The organism is Suilimivivens aceti, from assembly GCF_025567405.1.
Taxonomy (GTDB): Bacteria; Bacillota; Clostridia; order Lachnospirales; family Lachnospiraceae; genus Suilimivivens; species Suilimivivens aceti.
This window is the reverse complement of record NZ_JAOQKJ010000011.1, coordinates 23502-42036: the sequence shown is the minus strand read 5'-3', so window position 1 is coordinate 42036 and position 18535 is coordinate 23502. Positions and strand designations below refer to the sequence as shown.

Sequence of the window (18535 nt, the reverse complement as noted above, 5' to 3'; positions counted from 1 at the left end):
TAAGTATCAAGCGAATAACATCAAATGTGTACCATACAGGTACAGGAAAAGAGGAGAGATATGTCAGTTAAAATCGCATTGGCAGGAAATCCGAACTGTGGTAAGACCACATTGTTCAATGCACTGACCGGTTCCAATCAGTTCGTTGGAAACTGGCCTGGTGTAACAGTAGAGAAAAAAGAAGGAAAGCTGAAGGGACACAAGGATGTTACCATCATGGACTTACCGGGTATCTATTCCCTGTCCCCTTATACACTGGAGGAGGTTGTAGCAAGAAACTATCTGATCGCTGAAAGACCAGATGCGATCATCAATATCGTAGATGGTACTAATATTGAAAGAAACCTGTATCTTTCCACACAGATCATGGAGCTTGGGATCCCGGTTGTCATGGCTGTCAATATGATGGATATCGTTGATAAAAGTGGTGATAAGGTACATATGGATAAGCTTGGAAAGAAGCTTGGCTGCGAGGTAGTTCCGATCTCTGCCCTGAAGGGAACCGGTATCGAAAAGGCAGCAGAAAAGGCAGTAGCGCTTGCACAGCAGAAACAGGAAACCCCTCATGTCCACAGCTTTGCAAAAGAGGTGGAGGATGTGATCACAGCAGTAGAAGGTAAGCTTGGGTCCGATATTGCAGAGGAGCAGAGGAGATTTTTCGCAATCAAGCTTCTGGAAAAGGATGACAAGATCTCAGAGCTGATGAAACAGGCTCCTGATGTATCAGCGCAGATCAAAGAGCTGGAAGATAAATTTGATGATGATACCGAAAGTATTATCACAAATGAAAGATATGTTTACATTTCCTCTATTATGGGTGAGTGCGTAACCAAGGCAAACAAGAAAGAGAAGCTGACAACATCTGATAAGATCGATAAGATCGTTACTAACAGGTGGGCAGCACTTCCTATCTTTGCTGTAGTGATGTTCCTTGTTTATTATGTTTCCGTAACAACCGTTGGTGCATTCCTGACAGACTGGACCAATGATACCCTGTTTGGCGAGTGGATCATTCCCGGTGCGCAGACACTGTTCGAGAATATCGGATGTGCTGACTGGCTGACAGGACTGATCGTAGATGGTGTGATCTCTGGTGTTGGTGCCGTACTTGGCTTCGTACCTCAGATGCTGGTGCTGTTCCTGTTCCTGGCATTCCTGGAATCCTGTGGTTACATGGCTCGTGTTGCATTTATCATGGATCGTATCTTCCGTAAATTCGGCCTTTCCGGAAAGAGCTTTATCCCTATGCTGATCGGCTCCGGATGCGGCGTTCCCGGTGTTATGGCCTCCCGTACGATCGAGAACGACAGAGACCGTAAGATGACGATCATGACAACCACATTTGTTCCCTGTGGTGCCAAGCTTCCCATTATTGCCCTGATCGCAGGTGCATTCTTTGATAATGCAGGCTGGGTTTCATGGAGTGCATACTTCGTAGGTGTGGCTGCGATCATCTGTTCCGGTATTATTTTAAAGAAGACAAAAATGTTTGCAGGTGATCCGGCACCCTTCGTTATGGAGCTGCCTGCCTATCACTGGCCTACCGTTGGCAATGTTTTAAGAAGTGTATGGGAGAGAGGCTGGTCCTTCATTAAGAAGGCTGGTACGATCATCCTTCTTTCCACTATTATTCTCTGGTTCCTGATGAGCTTTGGATGGGTTGATGGAAGCTTTGGCATGCTGGAGGCTGAGCAGCTTGATGCAAGTATCCTCGCTAAGATCGGTTCTGCGATCGCATGGATCTTTGCTCCCCTTGGCTGGACCCAGGCTGGTGAAGGCTGGAAGATGGCAGTGGCAGCTGTCAGCGGACTGATCGCAAAGGAAAATGTCGTAGCAACCTTCGGTCTGCTCTTTGGCTTTGCTGAGGTTGCAGAAGATGGCTCAGAAATCTGGGGAAGCCTGGCACAGGTTATGACTCCTGTTGCAGCGTATGGATTCCTGGTATTTAACCTTCTGTGTGCTCCCTGCTTCGCAGCCATGGGTGCGATCAAGCGTGAGATGAACAATGTCAAATGGTTCTGGTTTGCAATCGGATATCAGTGCGGACTTGCTTATGTAGTAGCACTTTGCATCTATCAGATCGGTACACTGATCACAACAGGTGCTTTCGGACTGGGAACAGTTGTAGCCTTTGTGTTTATAGCAGCGATCCTTTATCTGTTGTTCCGTCCTTATAAGGAAAGCAATTCCTTATCCTTTAATGGTGAAAAGATTCTGAAAAACCAGGCATAAGAAAAGGAGGTTGTATGGTACAGGAAGTAACAAAAGAAATGTCTCAGGAAGCAGAACAGTACCATACCGTTGTGCAGCAGAAAGAGATGATTGTCCGGAAAATGAAGGAAAGAGGATGTCGGATCACCAAACAGAGAATGATACTTCTTGATGTGATCCTTGGATCAGAATGCTCCTGCTGTAAGGAGATCTATTTCAAAGCCTCCAGTCTGGATCCGAAGATCGGAACTGCTACTGTATATCGAATGATCAATACCCTGGAAGAGCTTGGGGCGATCAGCCGTAAGAATATGTACAGGATCTGCAGCTTTTCGGATTGCGACAAAATAAAAATCCACCGGCAGTGACCTGCCGGTGGAAGTCAATAGAAACGGTAGGAATTTTCCATCAGCTTCTCATGGGAGCCAAAACGTACTATAAAACGATAAATTTTGTAAAAAAGCCCAGGAGTATAGGAGGCTTTTCCGTTTTCTGCATGCTTCAGGATGTTGGCAGCCAGCCGCTGGTTGTTCGTGACGGGAAGGGGATTCATACGATAGCTGCGCCTTTCTTTATTACGGAGCTTCATATCGTCCATATGTCCCGGACAGGCAGCCATGATCCGGATGCCATCCCACATCAGCTCGTGAAAAATGGAAAGCGAGAAATAATAACAGAACTGCTTGGCAGAGCCAAAGAGACCGTTGTCATCCAGTGGCACAATGCTGCCGGCAGAGGAGAACATGATGACCACAGACCCGATCATGATATGAGGCTGACAGAGCTTCAAAAGAAGAACGGGGGCTGTGGCATTAATATTTATAAGAGCCTCTATATCCTGTGCACTGTAATCAGTGAAGTTACCAATAGACTCCTGGGAAATATTGTTGATCATGAGTCTGATATAGGGATCATAAGTCTTTAAAAGAAGGGAAAAGCTTTTGATCTGCTGCAGATCAGACAGATCCAGAAGGATCATTCTGACCTTTTTCCCCGGAAAGCGGTCCGCAATGGACTGCATAGCCTTCAGGTCTTTATCAATAAGCCAGACCTCTCTGATCAGGCCGTATCTGGAATCAGCATAGATGGCATTCATAAATTCAGGACAAAGTCCAGCGGAAGCACCCGTGAACAGGGCGATCCAGCGGCAATATCTGTATTTCATAATTTTCTCCATAATCGTGAATATATTATTTATATAATAAGTATGGAAAAATACAAATCAGTACAATACGATAATAGCATACAAAATACATTTTTGTACATAGCAAATTCCTATATTCAAAGAAAAAATTAAAGAATTAGAATAAACTATCTCTGTAAATTAATTTTTGCAAATGAGGATTGAACAGGGCTGTATTTTGGGAATAACTCCGGGGTGTAGGATGACGACTTGTCAAGGATGGAGTCAAAATGTTCATCAAGCATCCTCAGATAGTATTCTGTCTCGGTTATGTGCTTATGCCCGAGATATACCGAAAGTAATGGCAGGAATGTATACAGGTCAAATCCTTTTGCCTGCATCTGCTCGAGTGCTCTTACACAGAAGGTATGAGTACCAGATGATTCAGGATGGAGACCGGGTTGCTGTGTGCAGCTCCAGCGGGAAAGATTCTATGGTGATGGCAAAGCTGTTTCAGGAACTTTTTCGCCCTGTTATCTTTGCGCACGTATGCGGGGGGCTGTCTCTACAGCGAGGCGGAAAAACTGGGCTGCAATAAGATCGCTTTTGGTCATCATTTTGATGATGTAATCGAAAACATTCTCACGGGAATGCTGTATGGGGCAGATTCAGACTATGATGTCCAAACTTCACAGCACTAATTTTCCGGGGATGGAACTGATCCGTTCTTTGTATCTGATTCGTGAAGAAGATATTATCGCCTGGGTAGAAGCCAACGATCTTCGTTTCATTCGCTGTGCCTGCCGCTTTACAGAGGCTGTGGAGGTAGCGAAAGAAGAGGATCAGCCCTCTATTGCCTATAAGCAGAATGAGCGGGAGGTTCATTTTGGGGATTGGTATGCAGATGTGTTTTAGAACCGTAAATCGGTTCTCTTGAGAAAGAATATTCAAAAGATTGTTTATAATACACATAATATTTTTGAATAATGAAAAATAATTGTGTAAATACAACAAAATGATGAAAGTATTTTTAATTATGTGAAGACATGTTGAAAATAAAAATGTTTATGTTATGATAAGAAAAAAGGAGGTGAGAAATGATGTATTCGTTTGATGCAGATATTGATCGTCGGAATACAGACAGCAGTAAATGGGATGATATTCCTTATTCTGTCGAAGCAGACGATATGTTGCCCATGTGGACGGCGGATATGGATTTTGCCTGCCCTAAAGCTATTATGGATGCCATCCAAAAACGTATGGAACATCCGATTTTTGGATATATGAAGATGCCAGAGCGTTATCAGAAGAGTATTATTCAATGGCACAAGACAAGACTTCATCAGGAGTTATCCTTTGAAGAGATTGTGCCGGTTGCCAGCGTGTTGGGCGGCGTTTCTATGGCCATTCAGGCATTTACAGAAAAAGGCGACAGCATTTTGATTTCTGCTCCGGGCTATCACGCCTTTGAAAATGCAGTAAATCATAATGAAAGAACGCTGGTGCCCTCTCCTTTGAAAAGAAGTGGGGATTTCTGGTACATGGATTTTGAACTTATGGAAAAACAGATGTCTGAGGAACGGGTCACCATGTTTATCTTATGTTCTCCCCATAATCCTACAGGACGTATCTGGAGCAGGGAAGAACTTTCACAATTAATTGATTTGTGTTTTCGTTATCAAGTATATCTGTTGTCCGATGAAATTCATGCAGATATGACATTGACGCATTCTTTTACACCACTATTTGGAACCGGAAATGAGAAAGCGAGAGAGATCGGAATTGCCTTATATTCCCCGACTAAGACGTTTAATATTGCAGGCTTATGTACGGCCTATGCGATCATGAAAAACAAAGAGCTTCGCCAACGTTTTCAGAAGAAGCTTTTAGCTTCTGGCCTGAAGGTAAAAAATACCCTGGGTATCGAAGCTATGATCGGCGGTTATGAAAATGGAGGAGAGTGGGTAGACGCGTTACAAAGTTATCTTCTGTCCAATGCAGAATATGCGGTAGATTATATTAAGAAATATATACCGGCCATTCATGCCTATGTTCCGGAAGCCACCTACTTTTTATGGTTGGATTTTCGGGAAACGGGGCTTAGCCAGGATGAAATCATTGATAAAATTGTCAATGAGGCTCATATTGCGGTGACACGGGGTGATGAATTTATAGAAGGAGGAGAATCCTTTGTTCGTATGGTATGTGCCTGCCCCCGTTTTCGTTTAGAAGAAGCGATGCTGCGGCTTAGAAAGACGTTTTCGTAAGCCGTTTATAAGAGAAAGTTACGAGAGAGGAGAAGAAAGATGAAAAAGAGATATTCAAGAATGGGATTAGGAGCGGCTTTGATTCCCTGGAAAGAGGATTTTTCGTTTGATGAAGCGTTATTTCGTAAGGGTGTCAGAAATCTGGCAGAAGGCGGTTTGAAGTATGTGTACATTTTTGGGACAGCCGGAGAAGGTTATGCTGTAAATGACGAAGAGTTTACTGAGATAACCAAAACATTCATCGACGAATTATCCGGAACAGATACAACGCCCATTGTGGGAGTGATTTGTCTTTCGGCAACACAGATTCTCAGACGTTTGGAGATCGCATACGATCTTGGAGCCAGAGATTTCCAGATTTCATTTCCCTCCTGGGGAGCGCTGACCGATAAGGAAGTGGATATTTTCTTCCATCAGGTGTGCGATCCATTTCCCGATTGTAAATTTATGCATTATAACAACGGAGGACGTTCGAAAAAACTGCTTCGTGCAAAGGATTATATTCGACTTGCAAAGGAGATCCCGAATCTTGCAGCTGTGAAATTTATGAACGATTCGTTGGAAGATGTTATCAATGTGGTCAGGGCAGAGACACCCATTCAGTTTGTATTAAGCGAATATGGCTATGGATATGGTTGCCTTTTCGGAGAATGCAGTATGTTGTTTTCCAGTATTTCTTCGCATCTTCCGACGGCATGGAAGCTGTATCAGGCCGGTGTCGAAAAGGATATCGATACTCTTGTTGCGCTGGAAAAGGAAGTGGCTGTTTCTCAGGAAATTCTCTTTGAGACCTGCAATACGCCTGTAATCAATGCAGCTTATGATAAGTTATATGCAAAAGCTTCGATTCCAGAATTTCCGATGCGGCTCTATCCGCCGTATCAGACTTTTTCCGATGAGCAGGTAGATCATTATTTCCGTAAGATGAAAGAACAGCTTCCGAGTTGGTTTGAATAATTAAGAATATGTGATAAAAGAAGGAGAAAAACACAATGAGAGACATCAGCAAGTATCAGGGAATTATTCCGGCATTTTACGCATGTTATGCAGAGGACGGTACCGTCAGCGTAGATCATACACAGGCCTGGGCAGAGTATCTGGTTAAAAAGGGTGTGAAGGGTGTTTATGTAGGAGGTTCTTCCGGAGAATGTATTTATCAGAGAGTGGAGGAAAGAAAAAAACAGTTGGAAGCCTTAATGGAGGTTGCCAAGGGTAAAATGACCGTGATTGCACATGTTGCGTGCAATAATACGGAAGACAGCTGTGAACTGGCAGCTCATGCACAGAAGCATGGCGTCGATGCGGTAGCGTCGATTCCGCCTATCTACTTCCATCTTCCAGAGCATTCTATTGCACAGTATTGGAACGATATCTCATCAGCGGCGCCTGATACGGATTTTATTATTTATAATATTCCACAGTTGGCAGGAACGGCGCTTACGATGCCGCTGTTTCATGAAATGCTGAAAAATCCCAGAGTGGCGGGTGTAAAGAACAGTTCTATGCCGATTCAGGATATCCAGATGTTTAAGATGTACGGCGGAAATGATTTTGCAGTATTTAATGGACCGGACGAGCAGCTTGTCGGCGGCCTGGCTATCGGAGCAGACGGAGCCATCGGCGGCACCTACGGCGTGATGCCGGAACTGTATCTGAAGATTTTTGAGCTGTGCAAAAAGGGAGAATATGAGAAAGCCTGTCCGATTCAGTACGATGCAGACAAGATTATTTATGAGATGTGTTCCTGCAAGGGCAATATGTATGCGGCTATCAAGGAAATCATAAAAAGAAGAGAAGGAATCGAATTGGGTGGAGTTCGAAAGCCGTTGTCAGGACTTTTTGAAGAGGATATGGTTCATGTCGAAAGATGTGTAAAAATGATTGATGAGGCAATTTCAAAGTATTGCTGATGAACAACCATATTTCAAAGGAGAAGTGAAGTATGACAAAAAGGAAGAAAAAGCTTCGAAGTGAATCCATAGCGGGTTTTTTGTTTGTTTTACCGCAGCTTCTGTTTTTTGCAGTGTTTACCATTTATCCTATTTTTGAAGGATTTCGGATAAGCCTTTATAAGACGACTGCAGTAGAGAATACCTTTGTGGGTTTGCAGAATTACATAACGTTGTTTCAGGATCCGTTTTTTCAGAAAAGTGTGTTGAATACCGTTTTTCTGGTTGTAGTGGTAACGGGAGGAATGCTCCTTCTGGGTATGATTATATCACTGGCGATTTTTGACAAGAGTCCTCGTTATGTTTCTTTTGTTCGCAGCAGCATTTATTTACCGGTTATCGTTTCAGCAGTTGTAATGGGTATGGTTTGGAAGTTCTTATTAAATCCTGCAAATGGTCTGGTGAATTACTATTTGGGGAAGGCAAGTTCCGGAACCATCAATCTTTTGGGAAATCCAAAAACAGTGCTGTGGGTTATCGCATTTGTAACCATTGTAGCCAGCGTTGGTACTTGCGTTATTATGTATGTGGCAACCATGAACGGAATTTCCGGGGAAATGTTAGAGGCTGCAAGGGTGGATGGTGCAAGTAAGCTTCAGATTTCTCTGAAGATTATTATTCCGTTGGTAAAGGCTACTACATTATATTTAACGGTAACAACTGTCATTTCCATATTGAAGTTGTTTGTTATTATCCAACTGTTGTCCGACGGAGGACCGAATAATGCGTCTATGTCGATGATGTATTATCTGTACCGAAATGCGTTTAATTATAACAAGAAAAACATTGCTGCAGCCGTCGGTGTACTGATGTTTATTATGGCAGTTATTATTGCACTTCCTCTGTTTGCATCTATGAGTGGAAAGGAGGATAAAAAGTGAAGAAGAAAAACTTTTTCCAGAAACTAAAGCATATGGAGCCGTTGGATCTGTTTGTGAATATTTTGGTGCTGTTATATGCGATAGTTAACTTGTTTCCATTCTACTACCTGATTACAAGTTCCTTTAAGTCCTCGGCAGAGATCTTTAAGATGCCTCCGGACTGGTGGCCGAAAACCTTCCGGTATCAGAACTATGTGGATCTTTTTAAGGGACAGCCAGCATTTCGATGGGCATTTAACAGCTTTTTAGTGGCTCTGACGACGACGCTTTTGGTGGTTCTCTGTTCTTCGTTGGCGGCATATTCGGTTTCGAAACTGCGGTTTAAGGGACGGATGCTGATTTATGCCGTATTTATCGGAGCATTGATGATCCCAAAGGAAATTTTCATCGTGCCGCTGTTTCAGATTATTACGAAGTTGGATCTGAGTGATACGTATTCGGGAATGATTCTGCCAAACGTGGCCAGTACGTTTGGTGTGTTCCTGTTAAAAGGTTTCTTTGATACGGTTCCGGATTCCATCCGGGAATCAGGTAAATTAGACGGAGCTAGTGAATTTAAGATTTTCGCAACGTTGATTATTCCGATTGTGAAACCGGGTATCGGAGCACTATTCATTCTGAATTTTGTAAATATATGGAATGATTATTTGTGGCAGATGCTGATTGCCAGAAGTAAGGACATGATGACTTTGATGGTTGGTACGGCCAGTATTATGCAGGAAATCAGTCCTAACTATGGGTATAAAATGGCAGGCGCAGCAGTGGCAGCGATTCCCATGCTTATTATCTTTATGATTTTCCAAAGATACTTTACTGCCGGTATTACCATGGGATCGGTAAAAGAATAATGAAAGTTAGTAATATTAATAAATAATAAAAAGGAGGATTTTTTATGAAGAAAAAGAAATTGCTTGCGACGGTATTGACATCGGTGATGGTATTGTCTTTGACTGCCTGCGGTTCTGGAGGAAAGACAGAAACCTCGACAACAGCTGCAGATTCGGGAACACAGGCGGCTACTGCGGCGGACACTGAGGCAGCTAAGGGGGATGAAGAAGCACCGGTTTCTTTGACTCTTTGGCTGACCCCCAGTTGGAAGGGCGTTTTCAGCGGCGATGAGCCGGGAGCTGATTATGACAGTTTCTTTAAGGAAGCTGCAAAGCGCTATAATGCTATGCATCCCAATGTGACGGTGAATGTAGAGGTAATTGCCGGTGATACCCGTGATGAGAAGCTGAATGTGGCAGCCGAGACCAATACTCTTCCGGATCTTGTGTACGAAGGCGCATTCACAATGTCTTCGTTCTATCATAAGGGGAATATTGTGGCGATTGATGATATCATAAGCGAAGATGACAGAAAAGATATTGCAGCAGGAATTTGGGAGAACTGTCAGGTGGAGGGCGAGACCTTTGTATTCCCATTTGCGCACATGCCGGGTACTCTGGTTTATAATGCCGATATGTTCAAAGAGGCAGGACTTGAGAAATGGATTGGCGGAGAATATGATATTGTAACCTGGACTCCAGACGAGTTTAAGGAAATTCTGACCGGATTGAGAGATAATTTAGAAGGCGTATATCCCATGTCTCTGTTTGCAATGAACAATCAGGCAGACACTTGGAATCTGAGTTATTTGAGAATGTTTGGCAGCCCGTTCTTTGATGAAAACGGTCATCTGTGTGTGAATGATGAGGCAGGTGTAAAGGCTCTGGAGTACATTCTTGATCTGTATAAGAATGGTCTGACGGTTCCGGGTGCAGAATCTCTGACTTCAAACGACTGTAACGCAATGTTCCAGAATAAGCAGATAGCGGTAAGTTTTACCAACAGTACGCTTTATACGAATCTGAAGAGTGATATGGGATCTGGTGCCATTGAAAGCTTTGATGCAAGACTGGCTAATATCCCGGGCGATCCACATCCCAATTCCTTTACTTATGTGTCTGGTTTCATGGCCATGAATACCAATGATGAGACCAGAATTGCTGCTTCGAAAGATTTCATTAAGTATGTATGTACCGATCCGGAATTGGTTCTGGCTTCTAAAAATACGATGCCGGTACGTGCCAGCGTAGCAGAACAGGTAAAGGACGAACTGCCCCTGCTTCCGGCATATGACAAAAATGCGCAGTATATCTACAATTTCTCAAATAATATGCCTGGTTATAATGAACTGAGAAATGTATTGTTCCCAGAACTTCAGGCAGCATTGACCGGACAGAAAACGGCCAAGGAAGCATTGGATGCTTATGTTGAAAAAGGAAATGTGGTAATTGATGAGGGACGTGCAGGTTCTGTCATTTATAACAAATAGGAAACAATCGTAAATATAAGCTTTAAATAAGGCGGGGAGTGTTGAAAATCATGCAGGTAGTGCTTTAATGATTTTGCGATGCTCCCCTGCTTTTGGAACATGGAGAGGAGCGGTTATGCACAAAGCAATCGATATCCATGGGCATTTTGGGAATCCGGAGAGGTTTCCTCAAAGTAATCTGGAAAAAGAGATGTATCGAATATCTCTGGAATCATTAAAGAAAAACTATGTACAACAGGGAATTACAGCAGCCTGTATTTCTCCGATGGAAGGAATTTTTCCGGACAACACAGATGCGCTTTTGGATGCAAATCGTTATATGGAAGAGTTGGCAGAGGAACAGGATTGGATTTACCAGTGGGTTATTGTAAATCCGTTGATGCCTGCAAGTTTTCATCAGGCAGAGAAAATCTTAAAGAATCGAAAATGTGTGGGCGTGAAAATTCATCCGGATGCCCATGGTTACTCCATCGAAGCCTATGGAAAAGAAGTGTTTGCTTTTTGTAACGAGAACCATACTTTGTTATTGTCCCATAGCGGAGAAACGCTCAGTATGCCGGAACAATTTGTCCCTTTTGCAGATATGTATCCAACGGTTTCAGTGATTGTCGCTCATTTGGGATGTGGGTCGGATGGAGATATTGGACATCAGATTCGGGCCATCAAACAGGCAAGCTATGGGAATATCTATACGGATGTTTCCAGCGCAAGAAGTATACTGAACGGATTGATCGAGTGGGCAGTAAGGAATGTGACAGCTGAAAAATTGCTGTTTGGGACAGATACGCCTCTTCATCATATACCGATGATGAAGCAAAGAATGGAATTTGCAGAACTTTCTGAAGAAGAGAAAGAATGTATTTTTTATAAGAATGCCATGAAATGGTTGCCGAAAGATGATAGCAATACGAATAATGAAGAGTGAGGAAGAGCAGATATGGTATTTGGAAATATTCATCAACAAACTACTTATGGTTTTTTAGAAGAACGTATCAGGGAATGTTTTGCTTATGCAGAAACGCATGATTTAGAAGCATTGAACCCGGGGTCTTATCCCATTGAGGGAGAACGATTTTATGTAAACATTGCGGAGTATACGACGGTGCAGAGGGAAGAACGTTTTTGGGAAGCACACAGGAAATATTTGGATATTCATTTGATGCTGAGAGGAAACGAACAAATAGATATTGGCTTTATTCGGACAATGGAGCAGAAAGAGTACGTCCCACAGGATGATTTCCTTCCGCTGACCGGTGAGGCAGCTGCGCAGGTTACGCTGCATGAAGGCGATTTTCTGGTTTGTTTTCCGGAGGATGGACATCGAACAGGAGTCATTGCAAAAGAATCTCAGAAAATAAAAAAGGCAATTTTTAAGGTGCGGATAGAGGAGGTTTGATTACATTGCCGAGAAAGGATATGCCTCTTGAGGAACTGAAACGTTATACAGGTAGCACGCCAGTTCCAGACGATTTCTGGAATTTTTGGGATAAGATGACGAAAAAGGCCTGGTCGGTTCCGTTTAGTTATGAAATAATACCGTCAGACCTTCCTCAAACCTCGGAGACAGAATTTTTTGATGTCTGGCTTGAGGGTGTAAATGGCGAAAAACTTCATGCGAAATATATAAGACCAAAATCCATGGAGAAAGTACCGGTTGTTTTGCAGTTTCACGGATATCCGGGCGCTTCCAGAGGATGGTTTGAGCAGGCGTCGTTTGTAGGAATGGGAATGGCGGTTTTAGCCATGGATTGTCCGGGTCAAGGCGGTTCAAGTGAAGATTTAGGGGGCAGAGCGGGAACTACAGCTTCTGATCATATTATTCAGGGCGTGGATGGAGATGCGGAAAAGATGTATTATGTCGAAGTGTTTATGGACACCTGCCTGATGGTCAGATTGGCAATGAATCTTCCTGAACTGGATTGTGAGAGAATTTATGTGAACGGAGCCAGCCAGGGAGCTGGGTTGGGACTTGTGTGTACAGCTTTGAATTCATCTTATATCCGGCGCTGCGCCGCATTATATCCGTTTTTAAGTGATTATCGGAGAGCCTGGGATATGGATCGGGATGTAATTGTGTATAATGGACTCAATTATTATACCAGATGGTTTGATCCGGAAGGAAAGCATTTGACGGAGTTTTTTACAAAACTGGGATATATTGATGTACAGAATTTTGTGGAACGAATTACCTGTCCGGTTTTGTTTGGAACTGGGTTGATGGACGAAATTTGTCCGCCATCCTCACAGTTTGCCGTTTTTTCTAAAATCAGAGCGCCGAAGCAACATCTGATATTTCCAGAATTCGGACATGAGGAAATAGCAGCTTTTGACGATAAACTGATTGCATTTTTCGGAGAGGAGGCGGTTGTGTGCCAGGAGTAGATGTATCCTTGGAGCAGTTACGGCAGTATTTGGGTAGGGATCCGATGCCGGAGCATTTTGAATTCTTTTGGGAGAAGAGCAAGCAAAAGGTGAGCGCATTTTCTTTACGAATCGAAGAAGAAGCTGTGGAGTATGAAAATCCAAAATTGAGTTATTTTCGGATTACTATACAGGCAACAGATCAGGTATGGCTTCGTGCAAAATACATTCGACCAAAGAAAAAGACACAGGTTCCAATGGTGATTGCATTTCATGATTATCCGGGCGCTTCCAGAGGCTGGTTTCATTTGAGTCGTTACGGAGCGTTAGGGTTTGGGGTGTTGGCGCCGGATGCGAGAGGCCAGGGTGGCATGAGTGAGTCTGGACAAAGCGGAGTGGGACCTACTGCCGGTAGCCTATTATTTCAGGGGCTTTCGGATATCCCTGAAAACATGTATCTGTATCATTTAATAGAGGATTCTTTTTTGTGGATTGAGGTGGCAAAACGATTATCCGGCATGGATGACGGTTCACTTTATGTGTATGGTGAAGGGCAAGGTGGAGGTCAGGCTATTGCCTGTGCCGCATTGTATCCGGAGATAGAGAAATGTATTGCACATTATCCTATGCTTTGCGATTATAAAAGAGTATGGGAAATGGATTTTGATACCAACGGATATGAAGGGCTAACGTATTTTTTTCGATGGCATGATCCGGAACATAAACGCGAAAAAGAAATCTTTGAGAAGCTTGCCCTGATGGATGTGAAAAATTTTGCTTCTATGGTAAAAGCAAAGGTACTTATGAGTACCGGTTTAAGGGACTTTGTATCTCCACCGTCCGCTCAGTTTGCTGTATTTCATGCTTTGGCATGTGAAAAACGGCATCTTGTATATCCCAAGCATGGGCATGAACTAAATAATTTTTTTGAAAATGAATACTTAAAATTTTTGCTGGAGAAATAAAGGACAGCATTTTTTGATAGAAGCAGGAGGTATTGATTAAGAATGGATCAATATGTAAAATCCATTGTTCCGATCATTGAAGTGAAATATGAGTCTTTTACACAAGTAGAAAAGAGCATTGCCGATTTTTTTCTTACGAATCGGGAAGCTGTGGATTTGTCTGCAAAAAGTGTGTCGGAGCAATTATTTGTATCCATGGCAGCCTTGTCAAGATTTGCAAAGAAATGCGGATTTCAGGGGTATCGCGAATTTGTATATTCCTATAAAGAAAGTATTGCAGAGTCCAGATTTACAGAGGTCACAACGAGCAATGTGCGGAAGGTACTCAATATTTATCAGGAGATTATCAATAAGGCGTATAGTCTGGTGGATGAGGCGCAGATGATGCGGATTGTGGAATATATCAATGGGGCGGAACAGGTTTGGATCTGTGGAAAAGGAAGCTCCGGGTTGGCGGCCAGTGAGATGGAAGAGCGGTTTATGCGTATTGGAGTAAATATTAATTCTCTGCAGGAAGCAGATCGAATCAGGATGTGTACGGTCTTTCAGGATAAAAATAAGCTGGTCATTGGCATGAGTTTAAGCGGAGAAAGCGAAGAGATTCTCTATTTGTTAGAAGGGGCATATGCCAGAGGGGCAAAAACAATTCTGTTTACGGCCAATGATAAAGAAATTTTCAAAGAATTTTGCACTGAGGTGGTCTTGATTCCTTCTATTAAGTATATGTATGGAGGAAATATTGTTTCGCCGCAGCTTCCTTTGCTTGCTATGATGGATATTCTTTATTATTACTATGTAGATGAAGATGAGGAAAAGAAATTTATGTATAATAATACCATACAGGCATTGAATGACAGAAAAAAACAGCCTCATTACTGGATCGAATAGGTTATAGCTGGCAGGGATGGAAACAAGTCACCATATTTTTTCAACGACTGATCCACAGGTTTTTTCATTGTTTTTGCTGCAGAAATCATAGTATCTTCGATAATACTCTGTATACATGAGATCTACCAAAAAGAGCTGGCTCATTTCAGAGGAGGTAGAACCTCCCTGAAGTGAGCCTTCATTGGCACCGCACAGGAGCGTAAGGTCTGCATAGGAGGTTAGAGGAGACTTGATAAAGCGAGTAATACAGATGATTTTTGCTCCGGCTTTTTTACGGTTTCTGCCACGTGAATAGTATCCTTGGTCGCTCCGGAATAAGAAAAAAGAATGGCTACTTCATTCTCCGACATCGTGGAAGCTACTATGGCCTGCATATGAGAATCCTGCATACAATAAACCTTGGGTTCGATTCTAAGAAATTAAATTCCTGATACCCTTTTAATTCCATGGTTTTGAAAAATATAATTGGCTACTTTTTTCTGCTTTGGTAAATCGAGTATATTCTGTTTTAATTTTTATGAGTAAATCACCTGGCGTGAAGTGAACCTTTCTGTAATGCTAACCATGCTGCTCCAAGCATACCTGCGTGATTCCCAAGCTCAGCGGTTTTCAGTTCGACATTATGAAAACTGCTCATGGTTCGCTTACTTGTTTTTTGCTGTACTTGTTGTAAAATGTAAGGCTGAGCCATGACACCGCCTCCGAGAACGATGCAAGAGGGGTTGAAAATATGAATAACGGTCGTAAGACCATAAACAATCTCATCGATCCAGTCATCGACGATTTTTTTTACGGGTTCTTCGGTTAAGCGTGAAAAAATAATCCGGCCATTTTCCAGTCTTTCGTCATATGCTTTCGCTTTTTTTACAAGTGCGGTAGCGGAAGCATATTGTTCATAACAGCCGCTGAACGGATCATGATCCCGGATGTCTTCTGGATGGACTGTAATGGCACCAAATTCGCCTGCGGAAAACATGCTTCCGCTATATATCTTTTTATTGATGACAATGGCTCCACCTACACCGGTTCCATAGGTCAGACACAGAAAATCCGGATGATTTTTTCCTGCGCCAAAGTGAGCTTCTCCCATAGCAGCCGCATTGACGTCATTTTCTACGGCAATGGGAACTCCGAAGGTTTCTTCCAGAATTTGCCGTATTGGCATTCCGGTATAGTTGGGAATATTTTCGTTGGCATATCGGATTATTCCTTTTTGGGAATCGACCTGTCCCGCTGTGCTGATACCGATGGCTTCGAATCCGGAATAGGAACGAAGAATTTCTATAGCTCGCTGAATGACATACGGTCCGCCGTTTTTGGCGTTTGTGGCAATCTCTCCGGTTTCTTCCATATTATGACCGTTCCAGATCCCGGATTTGATGGAAGTACCGCCAATATCCAAAGCTGCAATTTTCATAGGTTTGAAATCCTCGTTTTTCTTTATTTGATGGCAGCTACAAAGCGTCTGGTGATTTCTAACGGTCTTGTGATTGCACCTCCGATAACCGCTGAATGAACGCCTGCGTCTAAAGCTGCCCGCAACTGATCCGGAAGCCAGATTCCACCCTCTGCGATCACTGGCTTCTCGCATTCCTTTACCAGTCGGGTCATTAAATCAATATTAGGCAAAGTTACACCTTTGGTGTATTCTGTGTATCCATTCATAGTAGTTCCAATAAAATCAAAGCCGATCTCAGCCGCATGAATCGCTTCCTCATAGTTGGAGCAGTCTGCCATAAAAAGCTGGTCCGGATATTTTTCACGAACTTCCTTAAAAAATTCATCAAGGCATTTTCCATCAGGTCTGGGACGCTTTTCAGAATCGGTGGCATCAGAGGCGATGATTTCTACGCCGCATTCAACCAGAGCATCAATTTCTTTCATTGTGGGCGTAATATAGACGTTAGAATTTTCGTACACTTCTTTTATAATACCGATGATAGGAAGATCTACAGTTTTTTTGATTTCTGTAATATCAGGTATGGTATTGGCGCGTATTCCTACTGCACCGCCTAACATAGCCGCATATGCCATTCTGGACATAATATAAGAACCATGAAGAGGTTCATCCGGAAGAGCCTGACAGGATACGATCAGTCCGCCCTTGATTTGTTCGAAGATTGCCTGATTTTTTTGCGTCATATGAAGTAGCCTCCTTTTAATGATGATATGGTTTCGTTGGGAACAGGGAATGTCAGTTTCGTTATTTTCACTATAACATGGCCAAAATTTTTTTCAAGGAAAAATCAATGAAAGAAATTTCTTTCATGATTGATTTTTGGAATTAAAAATGATATGATTTTGATAACAGATAGAGATGAGCAAAACACATATTGAAAATCATGCAGTCCGTTTGATTGTTTTTTAGTTTACGGTAAGACTGCTTGGAAAATGTAGTGATTGCTGCAATTGCAACTGCCAACAAACTGATATGTGCGAATGTATTTAAGTTAGTGATAGAGTTTTGATTTCCTACAAACATTCGTTCTTGACCGGTATTTTTGAAACAGGAATCTGGCAACCGGTTGTGATGTGAACAGGTGGATATCCTGTAAAATTTTTTGACGATAGATAGCAATCAGCTCTTTTCAAGTGTGATTAATTTTGTCAATTTAATTGTACCATTAGGAGTTGGTTGTTACTATGAAGTTAGTAGTGATAACGAGGCTTGCCATGCCTCGCAAAGTCGCATAAATAATAGGTGTGTGGAGCTTTGCTCATAGCTGATAACAGAAATAAAGGAGTGATAAAATTTATGAGAAATCATATTTTATGTTTTGGAGATTCCAACACGCATGGTTATTGTGCAGAAACAGGAGGTCGTTTTGATGAAAGTCATCGTTGGACTCAGCTTTTGCAAAAAAAACTGGGGGCCGATTACCTGATTCTGGAAGAAGGTCTTTCTGGCCGAACTACCTGTTTTTCCGATCCGATCCATGAAGGTCTTTCTGGATTGGATTATATCTATCCTTGTCTTATGAGTCATGAACCAGTAGATTTATTGATTATTATGTTGGGAACGAATGATACAAAAGAAAGGTTCGGTTCTTCTGCCGCCTGTATCGGCCTGGGATTAAAACGTTTGATTTTAAAGGCAAAAGCTACATTGGATGCATGGAAAGACGGTGTTCCCAATATTTTGGTTGTAGTACCGCAAAACATTGCAACGGAATATATTCAGACGGAGGTGGGCGATACGATGGGAGTTGGATGTGATGAGAAATCTCGCCGTTTAGCTGCCGAATACAAAGAAATTGCTGAACTTACAGACTGCCATTATCTGGACGCAAACTGTGTCCTTACAGCGGCGCCTAATCAAATTGATTTTATGCATTTAACCGGGGAAGGTCATGCACAGTTGGCAGAAGCATTGTCAGAAAAAGTTCGCGAGATTTTGTAAAGCAGCAGTAATAATTTGTTAAAGGTATTAGAATTCGCGATATATTTGTATACAGATAAGCACCGCAGTACAGGTTTCTCTATATAGCGGTGCTTATCGTTAGTTAGTTGTGTCACAGTGAAAATACCCCCTGCTATGCAGGGGAGGGAAATCTTTAGATAAAAGAAAACTCC

Annotated in this window: 18 protein-coding genes and 2 pseudogenes; 15 read left to right on the top strand and 5 right to left on the bottom strand. The window is 42.5% G+C overall.

The features are described 5' to 3' along the window. Positions 1-60: 60 nt before the first annotated feature. Together feoB and OCV77_RS12965 are read left to right on the top strand one after the other, a co-directional pair. Positions 61-2232 (top strand): ferrous iron transport protein B, encoded by a 2172-nt coding sequence (gene feoB, locus OCV77_RS12970; protein WP_262575432.1) that lies wholly within the window; start codon positions 61-63, stop codon positions 2230-2232. A 14-nt stretch (positions 2233-2246) separates the two neighbouring features. Continuing rightward, positions 2247-2579, top strand: a complete 333-nt coding sequence (locus OCV77_RS12965) for a transcriptional repressor (RefSeq protein ID WP_331488877.1) — start codon at positions 2247-2249, stop codon at positions 2577-2579. 14 nt (positions 2580-2593) lie between these two features. On the opposite strand, the gene OCV77_RS12960 is transcribed toward OCV77_RS12965, so the two are convergent. Then, positions 2594-3376: an SDR family NAD(P)-dependent oxidoreductase gene (locus OCV77_RS12960; RefSeq protein WP_262575431.1), complete on the bottom strand. Its 783-nt coding sequence runs from the start codon at positions 3374-3376 to the stop codon at positions 2594-2596. 146 nt (positions 3377-3522) lie between these two features. Continuing rightward, the gene (locus OCV77_RS12955) at positions 3523-3735 is read right to left on the bottom strand and encodes a hypothetical protein (protein WP_262575430.1); all 213 of its coding nucleotides are present in this window, start codon (positions 3733-3735) and stop codon (positions 3523-3525) included. A gap of 29 nt (positions 3736-3764) precedes the next feature. On the opposite strand from OCV77_RS12955, the pseudogene OCV77_RS16735 reads away from it, so the two are divergent. From OCV77_RS16735 to OCV77_RS12895, 12 genes and pseudogenes are all read left to right on the top strand, one after another. Then, positions 3765-4249: pseudogene (locus OCV77_RS16735) on the top strand (PP-loop family protein); the annotation flags it as partial. Positions 4250-4431: 182 nt separating this feature from the next. Next, positions 4432-5601, top strand: a complete 1170-nt coding sequence (locus tag OCV77_RS12945) for a MalY/PatB family protein (RefSeq protein ID WP_262575429.1) — start codon at positions 4432-4434, stop codon at positions 5599-5601. 39 nt (positions 5602-5640) lie between these two features. Continuing rightward, positions 5641-6558: a dihydrodipicolinate synthase family protein gene (locus OCV77_RS12940; protein WP_262575428.1), complete on the top strand. Its 918-nt coding sequence runs from the start codon at positions 5641-5643 to the stop codon at positions 6556-6558. Between the two features lie 35 nt (positions 6559-6593). Then, positions 6594-7511: a dihydrodipicolinate synthase family protein gene (locus tag OCV77_RS12935; RefSeq protein ID WP_262575426.1), complete on the top strand. Its 918-nt coding sequence runs from the start codon at positions 6594-6596 to the stop codon at positions 7509-7511. 32 nt (positions 7512-7543) lie between these two features. Further along, positions 7544-8431: a carbohydrate ABC transporter permease gene (locus tag OCV77_RS12930; RefSeq protein ID WP_262575425.1), complete on the top strand. Its 888-nt coding sequence runs from the start codon at positions 7544-7546 to the stop codon at positions 8429-8431. After that, on the top strand, positions 8428-9279 hold the full coding sequence (locus tag OCV77_RS12925) for a carbohydrate ABC transporter permease (protein ID WP_262575424.1): 852 nt from the start codon (positions 8428-8430) through the stop codon (positions 9277-9279). Before OCV77_RS12930 ends, OCV77_RS12925 begins: the two co-directional genes overlap by 4 nt. A 44-nt stretch (positions 9280-9323) precedes the next feature. Continuing rightward, the gene (locus tag OCV77_RS12920) at positions 9324-10748 is read left to right on the top strand and encodes an ABC transporter substrate-binding protein (protein WP_262575423.1); all 1425 of its coding nucleotides are present in this window, start codon (positions 9324-9326) and stop codon (positions 10746-10748) included. A gap of 115 nt (positions 10749-10863) precedes the next feature. Then, positions 10864-11673, top strand: coding sequence for an amidohydrolase family protein (locus tag OCV77_RS12915; RefSeq protein WP_262575422.1), 810 nt, complete (start codon positions 10864-10866; stop codon positions 11671-11673). Between the two features lie 12 nt (positions 11674-11685). Further along, the gene (locus OCV77_RS12910; RefSeq protein WP_262575420.1) at positions 11686-12144 is read left to right on the top strand and encodes a NanQ anomerase/TabA/YiaL family protein; all 459 of its coding nucleotides are present in this window, start codon (positions 11686-11688) and stop codon (positions 12142-12144) included. 5 nt (positions 12145-12149) lie between these two features. Further along, entirely contained in the window at positions 12150-13130 is a 981-nt protein-coding gene (locus OCV77_RS12905; RefSeq protein ID WP_262575418.1) for an acetylxylan esterase, read from the top strand. Next, the gene (locus tag OCV77_RS12900; protein ID WP_262575417.1) at positions 13118-14074 is read left to right on the top strand and encodes an acetylxylan esterase; all 957 of its coding nucleotides are present in this window, start codon (positions 13118-13120) and stop codon (positions 14072-14074) included. The genes OCV77_RS12905 and OCV77_RS12900 overlap by 13 nt, the downstream gene beginning before the upstream one ends. Before the next feature lie 42 nt (positions 14075-14116). Beyond that, a complete protein-coding gene (locus tag OCV77_RS12895) occupies positions 14117-14962 on the top strand; it encodes a MurR/RpiR family transcriptional regulator (protein WP_262575416.1) in 846 nt (281 codons plus the stop codon). Between the two features lie 27 nt (positions 14963-14989). Here the strand turns inward: OCV77_RS12895 and OCV77_RS16730 are convergent. The 3 genes and pseudogenes from OCV77_RS16730 to OCV77_RS12880 all read right to left on the bottom strand — a co-directional run. Continuing rightward, positions 14990-15381: pseudogene (locus OCV77_RS16730) on the bottom strand (SIS domain-containing protein); the annotation flags it as partial. A 107-nt stretch (positions 15382-15488) separates the two neighbouring features. Next, the gene (locus tag OCV77_RS12885) at positions 15489-16379 is read right to left on the bottom strand and encodes an ROK family protein (protein ID WP_262575415.1); all 891 of its coding nucleotides are present in this window, start codon (positions 16377-16379) and stop codon (positions 15489-15491) included. A gap of 23 nt (positions 16380-16402) precedes the next feature. Further along, positions 16403-17104 carry an N-acetylmannosamine-6-phosphate 2-epimerase gene (locus OCV77_RS12880; RefSeq protein WP_262575414.1) on the bottom strand — a complete coding sequence of 234 codons (702 nt, stop codon included), beginning with the start codon at positions 17102-17104 and terminating at the stop codon, positions 16403-16405. Between the two features lie 613 nt (positions 17105-17717). Here OCV77_RS12880 and OCV77_RS12875 point away from each other — a divergent pair. After that, the gene (locus OCV77_RS12875; RefSeq protein ID WP_262575412.1) at positions 17718-18362 is read left to right on the top strand and encodes an SGNH/GDSL hydrolase family protein; all 645 of its coding nucleotides are present in this window, start codon (positions 17718-17720) and stop codon (positions 18360-18362) included. The last annotated feature ends 173 nt before the right edge of the window (positions 18363-18535 follow it).